This window comes from Xenorhabdus santafensis (assembly GCF_033949405.1).
GTDB lineage: Bacteria > Pseudomonadota > Gammaproteobacteria > Enterobacterales > Enterobacteriaceae > Xenorhabdus > Xenorhabdus santafensis.
This window is the reverse complement of sequence record NZ_VCDN01000044.1, coordinates 40,334-54,509: the sequence shown is the minus strand read 5'-3', so window position 1 is coordinate 54,509 and position 14,176 is coordinate 40,334. Positions and strand designations below refer to the sequence as shown.

The 14,176-nt window shown below is 42.5% G+C and carries 11 protein-coding genes and 1 other RNA gene; 5 read left to right on the top strand and 7 right to left on the bottom strand.

Annotation, left to right across the window (positions count from 1 at the left end):
• Nucleotides 1–68: 68 nt before the first annotated feature.
• Complete coding sequence (locus FE392_RS11575) at nucleotides 69–422, bottom strand: DsrE/DsrF/TusD sulfur relay family protein (RefSeq protein WP_319930378.1); 354 nt, start codon at nucleotides 420–422, stop codon at nucleotides 69–71.
• Between the two features lie 19 nt (nucleotides 423–441).
• A complete protein-coding gene (gene acrR / locus FE392_RS11570) occupies nucleotides 442–1,092 on the bottom strand; it encodes a multidrug efflux transporter transcriptional repressor AcrR (protein WP_319930430.1) in 651 nt (216 codons plus the stop codon).
• Between the two features lie 141 nt (nucleotides 1,093–1,233).
• On the opposite strand from acrR, the gene FE392_RS11565 reads away from it, so the two are divergent.
• The 4 genes from FE392_RS11565 to hha all read left to right on the top strand — a co-directional run bounded on the left by FE392_RS11565 (nucleotide 1,234) and on the right by hha (nucleotide 6,891).
• Nucleotides 1,234–2,433, top strand: coding sequence for an efflux RND transporter periplasmic adaptor subunit (locus tag FE392_RS11565; protein WP_319930377.1), 1,200 nt, complete (start codon nucleotides 1,234–1,236; stop codon nucleotides 2,431–2,433).
• A gap of 14 nt (nucleotides 2,434–2,447) precedes the next feature.
• Complete coding sequence (locus tag FE392_RS11560; RefSeq protein ID WP_319930376.1) at nucleotides 2,448–5,597, top strand: efflux RND transporter permease subunit; 3,150 nt, start codon at nucleotides 2,448–2,450, stop codon at nucleotides 5,595–5,597.
• A gap of 674 nt (nucleotides 5,598–6,271) precedes the next feature.
• On the top strand, nucleotides 6,272–6,640 hold the full coding sequence (gene tomB / locus FE392_RS11555) for an Hha toxicity modulator TomB (protein ID WP_092510108.1): 369 nt from the start codon (nucleotides 6,272–6,274) through the stop codon (nucleotides 6,638–6,640).
• 47 nt (nucleotides 6,641–6,687) lie between these two features.
• A complete protein-coding gene (hha, locus tag FE392_RS11550) occupies nucleotides 6,688–6,891 on the top strand; it encodes a hemolysin expression-modulating protein Hha (RefSeq protein ID WP_010845060.1) in 204 nt (67 codons plus the stop codon).
• An 88-nt stretch (nucleotides 6,892–6,979) separates the two neighbouring features.
• Here hha and ffs read toward each other — a convergent pair.
• Nucleotides 6,980–7,076: signal recognition particle sRNA small type (gene ffs, locus FE392_RS11545), an RNA gene on the bottom strand.
• Nucleotides 7,077–7,802: 726 nt separating this feature from the next.
• Here ffs and tesB point away from each other — a divergent pair.
• Nucleotides 7,803–8,657 (top strand): acyl-CoA thioesterase II, encoded by an 855-nt coding sequence (gene tesB, locus FE392_RS11540; protein WP_319930375.1) that lies wholly within the window; start codon nucleotides 7,803–7,805, stop codon nucleotides 8,655–8,657.
• A 155-nt stretch (nucleotides 8,658–8,812) separates the two neighbouring features.
• On the opposite strand, the gene amtB is transcribed toward tesB, so the two are convergent.
• The 4 genes from amtB to FE392_RS11520 form a co-directional block, all read right to left on the bottom strand.
• Nucleotides 8,813–10,093, bottom strand: a complete 1,281-nt coding sequence (amtB, locus tag FE392_RS11535; protein WP_319930374.1) for an ammonium transporter AmtB — start codon at nucleotides 10,091–10,093, stop codon at nucleotides 8,813–8,815.
• A gap of 14 nt (nucleotides 10,094–10,107) precedes the next feature.
• Nucleotides 10,108–10,446 carry a P-II family nitrogen regulator gene (gene glnK, locus FE392_RS11530; RefSeq protein WP_319930373.1) on the bottom strand — a complete coding sequence of 113 codons (339 nt, stop codon included), beginning with the start codon at nucleotides 10,444–10,446 and terminating at the stop codon, nucleotides 10,108–10,110.
• 170 nt (nucleotides 10,447–10,616) lie between these two features.
• Complete coding sequence (locus FE392_RS11525) at nucleotides 10,617–12,395, bottom strand: SmdB family multidrug efflux ABC transporter permease/ATP-binding protein (RefSeq protein ID WP_319930372.1); 1,779 nt, start codon at nucleotides 12,393–12,395, stop codon at nucleotides 10,617–10,619.
• On the bottom strand, nucleotides 12,379–14,127 hold the full coding sequence (locus FE392_RS11520) for a SmdA family multidrug ABC transporter permease/ATP-binding protein (protein WP_319930371.1): 1,749 nt from the start codon (nucleotides 14,125–14,127) through the stop codon (nucleotides 12,379–12,381). Before FE392_RS11520 ends, FE392_RS11525 begins: the two co-directional genes overlap by 17 nt.
• Nucleotides 14,128–14,176 lie beyond the last annotated feature (49 nt).

The following is a 14,176-nucleotide window of genomic DNA, read 5'->3' as shown; positions in this document are numbered from 1 at the left end:
CAGATAGTAGAAAAAAGTACTGCGGCATTTATAATCCGCCCCTGCACTTCCTGATACATTAATTTTAATTAAAATGTTAACACTTTAGATGCTGCCAATGTCCATTGAGCCAGCTCACCCAATGTACCGATTTCCACACCATCAACCAATGCCAGATCGCTGATCCCCCTGGCATCTGAGCAGGTTTTACATAATTTTACTTCGACATTCTGTGCCGTCAAAATTTCCAGCATTTGCTTCAAATTATAGCCTTCCTTGGGAGCTTGCCCGGCTAAGCCAGCAACCACTGCATCAGACATCAAAAATAATTTCAGCCCGCAATCAGGTTCTTGTTCTTTGAGCGCAATAGATAATCTTAGGGCATTAAATAGAGATTCATTGCCATACGCCGCACCATTGGCAATGATTAAAATAGATTTCATTATTATTTGTCCTAATTATTCAAAATGCATTTTCATCTCTGTATCGCATATGACGACTATATTTCAGTGTGTCAATGAAACTATCCACCAGATATACAGATTGCTCTTGAATATTAAAACTGTCCGGCGAGAATAACCAGTTCTCCAGTATCCCTGTCATTAACGCTCTCAGCATGATAGAAGAACGCTTCAGGTCGAGATCATGTGGTAATTCTCCTGACTGAATGCAAGATTCTAATAACTTTTCGATTCTCTCATAATCAGAAATACATATCTCCCGAAGCTCATCTGCTAATGGAGACATTTCTCCAACAAACTCACATTTATGGAAAAAAATTTCCATAAGAAGGCAACTTTGGAGATCGCCTACCATTATTCTTAATACCGAAATCAATAAATATCTCAATGCAATGAGTGGATTATTGGGGTATTTTGCTTGATACTCTTTCTCTAGTTCGGCTGTTTTATGCTTGGGTATCTTACAAACAACAGAAAGTAAATCTGTCTTATTCTTAAAGTGCCAATAAATTGCCCCACGCGTTACACCAGCCGCAGTTGCAATATCGGACAATGAAGTAGCCGATACGCCACGTTCAGAAAAGGTCTTTATTGCAGCATCTATGATCTGTTGACGGGTTTGTTGTGCTTGTTGTTTATTATTTCGTGCCATTTTCTTGCCATAAACTTTGTTTTTAACTGAAGCTGATTTACATACATTCATGTATGTTTGTACTATAGCACCCTTAATCAATGAAGTAATGATTTCAGTCGTGAGTTTAGAGAATCAACATTGAAAATTTGAGGTTTACTTATGCATATAAACAGGGGGGTTTTACCTCTGGCCATATTACTGCTGCTTTCAGGCAGTTTTGTCTTATCAGGATGCAATGACAATAAAGATGCACAGCAAGGGGCTGCGGGCCAACATGTTCCTGATGTGGGCATCGTAACGCTGAAAGCAAAACCTCTGACAGTCATCACGGAATTACCAGGTCGTACCGCGGCTTACCGTGTTGCAGAGGTTCGTCCCCAAGTCGGCGGTATTATCTTAAAACGTAACTACAAAGAAGGTAGTGATATTGTTGCGGGTGAATCGTTATATCAAATCGATCCTGCAACCTATCAGGTAGAGTACAGCAAGGCTCAGGCTAACCTGGCCAGAGCAAAAGCTAATGAAAATGTTTCTCACTTAACCGTCGAGCGCTATAAATCGCTGCTGGGAACACAATATGTAAGTAAACAGGAATTCGATAAAGCAACCTCTGATTACGCACAAGCAAAGGCCGATGTTCAGTCCGCCCAAGCCGCGTTAGAAAGTGCCAGAATCAACCTGGCGTATACCAAAGTCAGCTCCCCAATTTCTGGGCGTGCGGGTAAATCCACCGTCACAGAAGGGGCACTGGTTTCTGCTGGTCAGCCAACAGCCCTGACAACTGTTCAGCAGCTCGATCCTATTTATGTGGATATCACTCAATCAAGTGATGATTATCTGCGGCTTAAAGATGAAATTGCCAACGGCACCCTTCACAAAGAGCGCGGCAAATCAAAAATCCGCTTAGTGACTGAATCGGGTCAAGAATACAGTCAGACTGGCTACCTTGAGTTTTCAGACGCTACCGTTGATGAAACAACAGGTTCCATCACTATGCGTGCCATTTTCCCGAATCCAAATGAAGAATTACTTCCAGGTCTGTTTGTCCGTACCAAACTGGAAGAAGGTATTCGTCAAAATGCGATTTTGATCCCTCAACAAGCTGTTACCAGAACACCCCGTGGCCAGGCTACCACAATGATTGTCAATAAAGAAAATAAAGTGGAAGTGCGTAATATCACTGCCGCTCAAGCTATTGGCAACAAATGGTTGGTGACAAAAGGTTTGAAAGCAGGGGATCGAGTGATCGTCACTGGATTGCAAAAAATAGCGCCAGGCGTCACGGTTAAGCCAACAGAAACTGATTTGGATGCCAAGCCTACGGCTAACCAAGCTGAGTCTGCGAAAAAGTCTCAATAAGGAGTTGGTGATTCATGCCTAAGTTTTTTATCGAGCGGCCAATATTTGCATGGGTAATCGCGATTATCACCATGCTCTCTGGCCTGCTGGCAATCATGAAATTACCCGTGGAGCAATACCCTGCAATTGCACCACCTGCTATTTCCATTTCAGCGAGTTACCCCGGAGCTGATGCTACAACGTTGCAGAATACTGTAACACAGGTTATTGAACAGAACATGAATGGAATCGATAATCTGGTTTACATGTCTTCCACCAGTGATTCTGCCGGTAGCGTGAACATTATGCTCACCTTTGAAGCGAACATAAATCCAGATGTCGCTCAGGTACAGGTTCAGAATAAACTGCAAGCAGCTATGCCTCTGTTGCCTCAAGAAGTTCAGAAGCAAGGGGTTAGAGTTGAGAAAACGACCAGTTCTATTTTGATGGTAGCTGGTTTTATTTCTGAAGATGGTTCAATGGATCAAGATGATATAGCCGACTATGTCGGAGCGAATATCAAAGATCCCTTAAGCCGTGTTACTGGTGTAGGTGAAACACAACTGTTCGGCACCCAATATGCAATGCGCATCTGGCTCGATCCTGAAAAGCTGGTCAATTATAAAATGACCACCATGGATGTGATCAGTGCCATTGAATCCCAGAACAATCAGGTTGCAGCCGGGCAATTAGGGGGAACACCGCCAGTCCCGGGTCAGCGTATGAATGTCTCTATTGTCGCTCAAACACGTCTGACCTCAGCGAAAGAATTCGGCAAAATTCTGCTACGCGTTAACCCCAATGGTTCGAAGATTACCTTAAGTGATGTTGCAACCATTCAAATGGGGGCTGAAAGCTACAGCATAATCGGCAGATTCAATGGGAAACCCGCTGCGGGGATTGGTATCAAGCTTGCAACAGGTGCCAACGCATTAAATACGTCTAAAGCCGTCAGAAACGCATTGGCTGAAATGTCTCCTTACTTCCCACCCGGGTTGAAAGTAGTACTTCCCTATGACACGACACCATTCGTTAAAATATCTATTTTCGAAGTGGTGAAAACGCTGGCGGAAGCAATCCTGCTGGTGTTTGTGGTTATGTACCTGTTCTTGCAAAACTTCCGAGCCACATTGATCCCAACAATTGCGGTTCCGGTGGTATTGCTCGGCACATTCGCCATACTTGCTGCATTCGGGTACTCGATCAATACACTGACGATGTTCGCCATGGTACTGGCGATTGGTTTGTTGGTGGATGATGCCATTGTTGTTGTAGAAAACGTTGAACGTGTCATGCAAGAAGAAGGGCTATCCCCGAAAGAAGCCACCAAAAAATCCATGGGGCAGATTCAGGGCGCTCTGGTGGGTATTGCGCTGGTACTTTCTGCGGTATTCGTCCCAATGGCATTCTTCGGCGGGGCGACAGGTGCTATCTACCGTCAGTTCTCAGTCACTATCGTTTCTGCAATGATATTGTCTGTACTGGTTGCTTTAATCCTGACACCTGCACTGTGTGCGAGCATGCTCAAACCCATTGCCAAAGGCAGCCATGGTTCGAGAAAAGGGTTTTTTGGCTGGTTTAACAATCTGTTTGAAAAGAGTACTCGTCATTATACCGACAGTGTTGGTCGAATGCTGCGTGGTACAGGCCGCTACTTGGTGATCTATGTTATGTTGATCGCAGGTATGGCCCTGATGTTTACCCGTATGCCTTCTTCTTTCCTGCCTGAAGAAGATCAGGGTGTTTTGCTGGCAATGGTTCAATTGCCATCTGGTTCAACTCAGGAGCAGACACAAAAAGTATTGGAAAAAGTTAATGACTATTTCTCTACCAAAGAGAGCGATGTTGTTAAATCTGTATTTACAGTCAACGGATTTGGTTTCTCTGGTCAAGGGCAGAATAATGGTCTGGTATTTATCAGCCTAAAAGATTGGGAACAACGCAAAGATAAAAAAGATAAGGTTCCAGCTATTGTAGAACGGGCAAATGCTGAACTTTCTCAAATCAAGGAAGCGATTATATTTGCGTTCAATATTCCTTCAATTGTCGAGCTAGGCACCGCCAGTGGTTTTGATTTCCAATTGTTGGATAAAGGAAATCTTGGCCATGAAGCATTAACGAATGCACGTAACCAGCTACTCGGTATGGCTGCGCAACATCCAGAGATACTCAGCTCTGTTCGCCCTAATGGGCAGAATGATACACAGCAATACCATATCTATATTGATAAGGAAAAAGCCGAGGCTCTGGGTGTATCCACATCAAATATTAACTCAACATTGAATACAATGTTTGGTGGGGTTTACGTTAACGACTTTATTGATCGCGGCCGAATCAAAAAAGTTATGATTCAGGCTGATGCGCCTTATCGTATGTTGCCAAGCGATATCAGCAAGCTGTACGTCCGCAATTACTATGGGAAAATGGTGCCATTCTCTGCTTTCATGGATACATCAAAAGATCCGTGGATTTATGGTTCACCGCGCCTTGAACGCTACAATGGTTTACCTTCTATGGAAATCATGGGAGAGGCAGCTCCAGGTAAAAGTACCGGCGACGCAATGGCACTGATGGAGCAATTGGCATCACAATTACCGCCAGGTATAGGCTATGACTGGACTGGAATGTCATATCAAGAACGTCTGTCAGGTAATCAGGCACCGGCACTATACGCGCTGTCATTAGTGGTCGTGTTCCTCTGTCTGGCGGCATTGTATGAAAGCTGGTCTGTACCATTCTCTGTCATGCTGGTCGTTCCTCTGGGAGTTATCGGTGCATTGATGGCAACTTCAATGCGCGGCCTAGGAAATGACGTCTACTTTAAAGTTGGCCTGTTGACGACCATCGGGCTATCGGCGAAAAATGCCATCCTTATCGTAGAATTTGCCAAGGATTTGATAGAGAAAGAAGGAAAAGGGTTAATAGAAGCGACATTGGATGCAGTTAAAATGCGTTTTCGTCCAATTCTGATGACTTCACTTGCCTTTATGCTTGGGGTTACGCCTCTGGTATTGAGTAACGGTGCTGGTTCAGGTGCTCAAAATGCCGTAGGTACTGGGGTATTGGGTGGTATGATTGCAGCAACATCATTGGCAATCTATTTTATCCCTGTATTCTTCGTTGTCATCAAACGCAGGTTTATGAAGAAAAGTGAGGAAGTAGAACACGTTACTACTCATCACTAATCCCTTCATTAAATTAACCATATCAAAAAGGCCACTGAGGTGGCCTTTTTAACGGGAAAAATTACTTCGCCCCCTCTTTATTTCACTGATTACGTCGCTACTTTAACAACTATTCATAATCTAATTAAAATAAATACTTATGAAAAACCACCGACCTTCAAGAAGGACACTTTGCTTTTTTTTATAATAAATAGAAGATTAATTGGTAACTTTACTTGTTTTTCTTCTAATTACACCTTTAATGGTAAAAAGTGTTCCATCTCGATAGTGACATATGTAATAATGGCATTATATTGATTTTGAAAGTCGCAATACAATCGCCTATAATGACCTCTGTGCTATTGCTGCAACTTCTACTATGCTTCTGCAATATTAGTAGAATTCAATATAGTTAATGACATACGTAGGTTCCGACTACCTTTATTCACTATCTTTATAGTAGAATGGCGGTCGTTTATCTAAAGTTAAGGTTTGCCAGAATCGAGATTTTTACTTGAACCAAACGTAAATTACGTCTCTGTTTAAAATTCAGTTGGCAAATGAACAAAATAGCACTTTAATATTAATAAATAATAATCATGTTTTGATAGGCTCTATTCTAAAAGAATGACTATAATAATTAGCACGTATAAGCCCTAGCTCAAATAAACCGTGTGCCGTTTACGGAGGTGATTATGGATGAATATTCACCAAGAAGACATGATATTGCTGAATTAAAATACTTATGTGAAAAATTAATTCACGAAGCACTTTCAGTCTTGAATCGCACTGATAATCATTGGATTCACGATCTGACCTCAGAGAAAAGCTTAAAGTTAAACGAATTGATCGAACACATTGCAGCTTTTGTCTGGAACTTTAAAATAAAATACACAGATAACTACGATCTCAGCACCTTAATTGATGAATATCTGGATGAAACATATAATTTGTTCGGAAGCGATAAGATAAGCTTTCTTGAACTGACAAAATGGCAAAGAACAAACGAACACTTAACTAACATTCTTCTACATGATTTAAACGCTTCTTTAAGCAAAACCTGATAAATATATTTCTAACTATTTTTTATACCAAAAAAGATAAGGCGACCATGACTAAAACTGACTATCTGATGCGTTTGAGAAAATGCACTTCTATTGAAACACTGGAACGTGTAATTGAAAAAAATAAATATGAACTTTCGGATGACGAGCTTGAATTGTTCTACTCCGCTGCTGACCACCGTTTAGCCGAACTTACTATGAATAAACTCTATGATAAAATTCCATCATCTGTTTGGAAATTTGTCCGCTAAGTTGCAGTGATCAGATAGAAAGTGACTGAAGCCGGTAGCAATTATCGGCTAAATGAGCGAGTTGACGGAAGATTAAAACTGGTGAGGGCTCTGCCAGCGACATCCCGGCACACACATCCCCTGCTATGGCTGCTTCTTTCCAGACCTGACCAAGTTAACAAGTTAGCGTTGCGGGAGAACCAACAGAGCCCCCATTGACGTAGGCTTCAAACTTCGAAGCGGTGGACATTATCTTTCATACATAATGAAATAGCAAGGCACTCTCACTTGAATGGCGATTCCTTGCTCAAAGCGTTTAAAAAACGGCCTAAACGTGGAGTTTTATATTTCTATTGGCCTTTTGCTTCCCCCTATTTTTGCATTCTCCTATTATTGTTCTAACATCGTGCTTTTTGTTTACCATGCCGTTTTATTTATCATAAATGAATATGTTCATTTAAGAAAAAACGCTCATATTGTTATACTTGGATTAAGTTTAGCCACTTTTTCCAGCAGAATAAAAACTCACCAAAACAACTGCACGCCCGCGGCTTGCAAGAAAAAATAGCTCAATAAAATAATAAAAAAAATCCAATAACTCTAATCAATCATTTTTATATCATATGAAAAACTAAATATTGTCCCTATATCAACCACAATACCAAACTGAATAAAATATGAATAAAACATTAACAACTTCTTAATTTTAAAAAATAACCATATAAATCAATAAATAAACAATAAAAACAAAATTATTCGCATTATTTGACAAATATTGATAAAACTAATAGTGATAATTTAATGCCGAAATAAAAACATTAGGGTAATTTTCATTTATAATTTAATTTATTTCCTTTCGAATAAATAAAATTTTATATCTATAATCATCCATTTATACCTTTTAACCGCTCTTATAAAAGCAAAATCACATTATGAACCAGGCATTACACAACTTAATTAACCTGATACATCTGGAAAAAATAGAAGAAGGAATTTATCGGGGACAAAGTGAGGATTTAGGTTTTCCCCAAGTTTTTGGTGGGCAGGTAATCGGCCAAGCGCTATATGCAGCAAAGCAAACCGTTGCTGATGACCGCATGATCCACTCTTTTCACAGTTATTTTCTGCGCCCGGGAGATAGCCATAAGCCCATTGTTTATGATGTTGAAATACTGCGTGATGGCAAAAGCTTCAGTGCGCGTAGAGTCAGTGCGATACAACACGGCCAGCCGATCTTCTACATGACAGCGTCTTTTCAAGGCCATGAAGAGAGTTTTGAACACCAAGATGTCATGCCTGATGTTCCACCACCTGAAGAATTAGAGTCTCAGGAAGAAATTGCAAAACAGGTGCCTTCCTCTCTTCCTGACAAATTTAAAAAGGCTTTCTCTGCACCTCCTCTGGAGATGAAACTGGTTAAATCTAAAAATCTCCCTAATTACTCTCCTCATAAACCCGTTCGTTATGTTTGGTTCCGCAGTAACGGAAAAATGCCTGACGACCCATTAATTCATTGCTGTCTTCTGGGTTATGCGTCAGATTTCCATTTTCTTCCGACTTCCTTGCTTCCCCATGGAGTTGGGTTTATGGAACGTAATATGCAAGTTGCGACAATTGATCACTCAATGTGGTTCCACCGCCCTTTCGATATGAATGACTGGCTACTCTATGCCATCGAAAGCCCATCGGCATCAGGCGCTCGTGGTTTCGTTCGTGGGCAAATCTACAACCGAGAAGGCTTACTCATCGCTTCTGCTGTTCAGGAAGGGGTCATTCGCAAACTGTAATGTGAGGCATTACGTACCGTAATAACAACAGCGAACACAATTAAGCCAGCATTTGACCACTGGTGGTTATATAACCTTTGCCTGTTATTACGGTACAACAACCAGAAAAAGTACTTTCATCTCATACGGCTGCAATGGTGAAAATGGGAGCTATATCAGTTATAAGCACTTTCACCATGCGAAGTAATATCTAATCCTTCTCTTTCTGACTCAACACTAATACGCAAACCAACCAATTTATCCGCAATCTTAAATGAAATATACGCTGCCACAGATGACCAGACGATACAGACTAATATACTGATAATTTGCATTTCTAACTGTTTCAGCATGGTCATGCCTTCAGCAAAGCCAGTCCCGCCTAAATCAGCCGCCGTAAAAATCCCCGTCAAAAGACACCCCACAATGCCACATACGCCATGCACACCAAATACATCACAGACATCATCGACACGTAGCCAGCGCTTTAATATCACCACTCCCCATAAGCCCGCAACTCCGGCAATCAACCCTATAGCTAAAGCCCCACCAATGCCCACTGTTGCCGCAGCCGGTGTGATTGCCACCAAACCTGAAATACACCCAGAGCACGCACCTAAAAGAGAGGGTTTTTGACGGAAAAGCCATTCGGAGAAAACCCACGATAACACGGCTCCTGCTGTGGCTATTACTGTAGTTACCAGCGTCAATGCCGAAATCGCATTTACAGCCCCAGCCGATCCCACATTAAAACCAAACCAGCCGATATATAGGATGGCCGTACCAATGAACGTCATCGGCAAACTATGGGGTTTAAAAGCCTCTCGCCCAAAGCCTGAGCGTTTTCCAAGTAAATATGCCCCAACTAAACCTGCCGCTGCCGCATTAATATGCACAACAGTTCCACCAGCAAAATCCAAAGAACCATCCTTGGCAAGCCAGCCGCCTCCCCATACCATGTGCGCCATGGGGATATAAGATGCAGTCAGCCACAGTACGCTAAAAATCAACAATGCTGAAAAACGGATCCTTTCACACAAGGCTCCAACCACTAAGGCGACAGTAATACAGGCAAATGCGCCCTGGAAAACAACATGTATTAACTGGTAGAAACTGCCACTTAAATCATTAATAGTGATGTTTTTCAGCATAAATTGGCCTAATCCACCCCAAAAACGGTTACCGGCCTCAAAAGTCATGCTGTAACCATAAATAACCCAAAGTACATAAACCAGAGAAAAGCTGACAAGTACTTGTGACATCAGTGACAAAACATTTTTACGTCGCAACAATCCACCATAAAACAGAGCTATTCCGGGAATTGTCATAAAAAGAACCAGTACAGTATTTACCAGCATAAATACTGTATCTGCCTTATCGAAGTTTTTTCCCGCAGCAAAGGCGAATGAAGGTAAACTGGCCACAATACCAATTATGAATAAAAATTGTTTTTTCATTTTTCATTCTCCCCTTAGAGGGCGGCTTCGTTTATTTCACCGGTTCTGATCCGGATAGCCTGCTGTAATTCAAAGATAAAAATCTTCCCATCCCCCATTTTTCCCGTAAAGGCAGTTTGTTGAACAATATTGACCACTTCTTCAACTCGCTCGTCATTAATGGCAATATCAATCTTAACCTTGGGCAAAAAACTGACGTTATATTCAGCTCCCCGATAAAGCTCAGAATGGCCTTTTTGGCGCCCGAAGCCCTTTACTTCCGACATAGTCATCCCTTGTATGCCTATTTCAGCCAGAGCCTCTCTTACTTCTTCCAACTTAAATGGCTTTATGATGATAGTGATTAGTTTCATATTTCCCCCGTCTTTCACTGTGTTCACACAAAAGCTATTTACTAGGGGTATATTGCAAAGGATATGCCAAAAATTAAAAATGGCTTTTAATCAGACGGTTATTTAAAGGGGTGTCAGTAAGGAAGGATAAAAAAGGGAGCAGCGAACAGCCGCTACCCCCTATATGCACTCTAAATGTGCACAGGTTCATTCAATGTCTCTCCAACCTGCTGGAGTTGGTACATTTGATGGTAACGTCCACGTCTTGCTAATAATTGTTGATGCTGCCCTTGCTCTACAATTGCACCACGATGCAGCACCAATATGGAATCCGCCTCAACGATAGTTGAAAGCCGGTGGGCAATAACGACTAATGTTGTTTGTTTGCGGATCATATTCAACGCTTTTTGGACTGACTGCTCAGTTCCCGAATCAATATTTGCGGTTGCTTCATCTAGAATAAGGATCTGTGGCGACTGCACTAAAACCCGAGCCATTGCCAAAAGCTGTTTTTGCCCTGCGGAAAGCGTATTGCCTTGTTCACCAAGTCTGGAATTCAAGCCTTCAGGTAAATTACGGATAAATTCCGTTAGTTGAACCAATTCCAGCACTTCCCAGATTTTCTCCTCACTGATATCCCGCCCCAAGGTAATATTGTCAAAAAATGAAGCGGCTAAAACGACAGGATCCTGCTGTACCATAGCCACACCATTTCGCAATACAGCATGAGAAAGTGAAGATACCGGGCGCCCATCAAGATAAATTTCGCCATCCTGCCATGGATAATAGCCCATGATTAAATTAGCCAAGGTACTTTTCCCACTTCCTGTATGCCCAACCAAGGCGATAAATCCACATGAAGGAACATGCAGGTTGATATCACTCAAGACTCGTTTGTCCTTCCTATAAGAAAAGTTCAGGTTTTCAACATCAATCTGACCACTTGCCAATGCGTGTTGATCATTACCGTATTGTTGCTGTGGGCTATCCATCAGCTCAAAAACTCGCTCACCTGAAACCACAGCTTGCTGCAATAAAGATTGCTGCGCAGTCAGCTCAATCAGAGGTTCATTTAATCGCCCCAGATAGTTGATAAAGGCATAAAGAACACCAATACCAATAACTTCCGTTCCCTCGATTCCAAACAATAAAAGCAAACCACACAATATTGCGGTAGAAAAGAAACTCAATAACGGCCTTAATAAAACCCCATCTAACCGCAGCGCCTGCATACGGGATTGATAATGCGCCCGATTGACTGCCAACATTTTTTCACCAACACGGGCTTGCTGACGGAATTGCTGGATTACGGCCATTCCATTTATAACTTCATTAAAACCATCATTAATATCAGCCAGGTAGCCACGAACTCGCCTGACAATCGGGGTGCTGAGACGCTGATAAACAAACATAACCAGCAGAACCGCAGGAAATATCACGACTGCAACCGATGCCATACGCCAATCCAGGGCAAACATAGCGATCAACATGGCCCCGATCAACGCAATACTGCGAAATACCGTTGGGATCACATTTACAAACAGATCGTTGATGACTTCGGTATCATTCGTGACACGAGATATCAATTGACCAACGGGTTGATTATCAAAAGCGCTCAATGGCTGACGCAATGCTGAGTTCATCACATCAGTACGAAGCTGCTGCACAACTCCCACCGACGCTTGATAGAAAAATAAGGTCTGATAATAATGCAATGCAGCAGAAACAAGTTGCAAAGCCAGGAAGGCAGCCGCCAGCCCTCCAATAACATCTAGCGGTAAATTTCCTGTAGCGACCATATTGTCAATAAAATAGCTCACAAGAAGCGGCCCACTGACTTCAGCCAGTGATGCAACCCATAACATGAGCACCGCAATTAAAATTGGTTTACGGTGATTTTTACTGTAAGAAAGCAGACGCTTTAACGATGGCCATAGCTTACGCATATGAGTATTAGTCATTGTCCCCATCCAATGCGGCCTCTAATTGCTGGTAATGGTACATATCCGAATACCAGCCAGATTGAGCGATAAGTTGTTTATGCTGGCCTTGCTGTGCAATTGTTCCATGTTGCATGACCAAAATATTATTTGCCTCTGTTAGTGCAGACAATCGATGCGCGCTAATAATAATTGTGCGTTCTTGCCGCCATTGGTGGAGATTTTTCATGATTTGATGCTCGGTATGCCCGTCCACGGCTGATAAGGCATCATCAAGAATTAAAATCTCTGTATCCAGCAATAAAGCCCGAGCAATGGATATTCTCTGTTTTTGCCCACCAGAAAGCATTACACCGCGCTCTCCCACTTCCGTTTGATAGCCTTGAGGCAATCGTAAAATGTCATCATGCACATTTGCCAGACGAGCCACTTCTTCTATTTGTGCCTGAGTTGCATCAGGTTTTCCCAGCGCAATATTGCCGGCAACGGTATCTGAGAACAGGAATGGTGTCTGATTGACGATAGCCAGCCGCGAACGCCACTCATCCATTTTGAGGGTGGATATATTTTGCGACTGAAAAAGAATTTCCCCATCAGTTACATCAAATTGCCGCTGCAATAAAGCCAGCAACGTGCTTTTCCCTGACCCCGTCGGCCCACAAAGGCCCAATAACTGGCCTGGCTTTAGCTGGAAGTTGATATCATGCAGCACAGGCTTATCATTTTGTGGGTAAGTAAATGTATTGATATTTGCCTGTAAAATTCCACGGCCTGAAGATAAAGATTGCGAACCATCCGCGATCACCAGCGGTTCTTGCAACAAGCTGCGAATACGCGTATATGCAGCGCTTCCTCTTTCAACAATGTTAAACATCCACGCCAAAGCCAGCATCGGCCAAATCATCAACCCCAAATACATGACAAAACTGGTCAGTTCGCCAAGGGTCAAGGTTCCATGAATAACCATCCAGCTTCCGCCACCAACAGCCAGTAGGTTCGAAATGCCAACGGTGATGAAAATAGTTGGATCAAAACGTGCATCCACACGGGCAACGTGCATATTCTTACGCCCCGCTTCAATGGCAACTTCTTCGAATTGATTGGATTGCAATTCTTCCAATCCAAACGCTTTGATCATGCGGATACTGGTTAAACTTTCCTGAGCGTGGTTATTCAAGGTAGAAAACGCGCCTTGTGCCGATTTAAAACGGTGGTGAAGCTGGTCGCCATAATGCTTGATCGCCAAGGCCATAATGGGTAAAGGTGATAGTGATAACAATGTTAACTGCCAACTAATTTCCACACTCATTACGACAAGAACGGCACAGCCCATAACTAAGGCATCAACTAAAGTAAGTACTCCCTCACCCGCGGCAAAGACAACTCGGTCAACGTCATTTGTTGCCCGCGCCATGAGGTCTCCTGTTCGGTGGCGCAGATAAAACTCAGGGTTCTGACTACTTAATCGCTGGTAAAAATCACTACGCAATTTAACGGCCAGCCGATAGGAAGCACCAAACAACCACACACGCCAGACATAACGTAATCCATATATCGCTAATGCTATAACCAGTATTATTCCCAACCACATCAATAGCTGACGAGACGACATCGTATTTGAGCTAATCCCATCAACAATAACGCCAACCAAACGGGGAGGAATGAGTTGCAGCACAGCAATCATAACGAGGAATATTACAGCGCCTAAATAACGCCGCCATTCACTAATAAAATACCAGCCTAATTGTGAAAATAATCTCACACACCTATTCCCGAGCTAGAAAATGAAAAGTTAGTGCCTACATACCAGA

Coding starts and splice junctions, on each gene's coding strand:
- tesB (WP_319930375.1), top strand. CDS start 7,803: ATGAACCAGGCATTACACAACTTAATTAACCTGATACATCTGGAAAAA.
- FE392_RS11560 (WP_319930376.1), top strand. CDS start 2,448: ATGCCTAAGTTTTTTATCGAGCGGCCAATATTTGCATGGGTAATCGCG.
- amtB (WP_319930374.1), bottom strand. CDS start 10,093: ATGAAAAAACAATTTTTATTCATAATTGGTATTGTGGCCAGTTTACCT.
- tomB (WP_092510108.1), top strand. CDS start 6,272: ATGGATGAATATTCACCAAGAAGACATGATATTGCTGAATTAAAATAC.
- FE392_RS11525 (WP_319930372.1), bottom strand. CDS start 12,395: ATGGGGACAATGACTAATACTCATATGCGTAAGCTATGGCCATCGTTA.
- FE392_RS11565 (WP_319930377.1), top strand. CDS start 1,234: ATGCATATAAACAGGGGGGTTTTACCTCTGGCCATATTACTGCTGCTT.
- hha (WP_010845060.1), top strand. CDS start 6,688: ATGACTAAAACTGACTATCTGATGCGTTTGAGAAAATGCACTTCTATT.
- glnK (WP_319930373.1), bottom strand. CDS start 10,446: ATGAAACTAATCACTATCATCATAAAGCCATTTAAGTTGGAAGAAGTA.
- FE392_RS11575 (WP_319930378.1), bottom strand. CDS start 422: ATGAAATCTATTTTAATCATTGCCAATGGTGCGGCGTATGGCAATGAA.
- acrR (WP_319930430.1), bottom strand. CDS start 1,092: ATGGCACGAAATAATAAACAACAAGCACAACAAACCCGTCAACAGATC.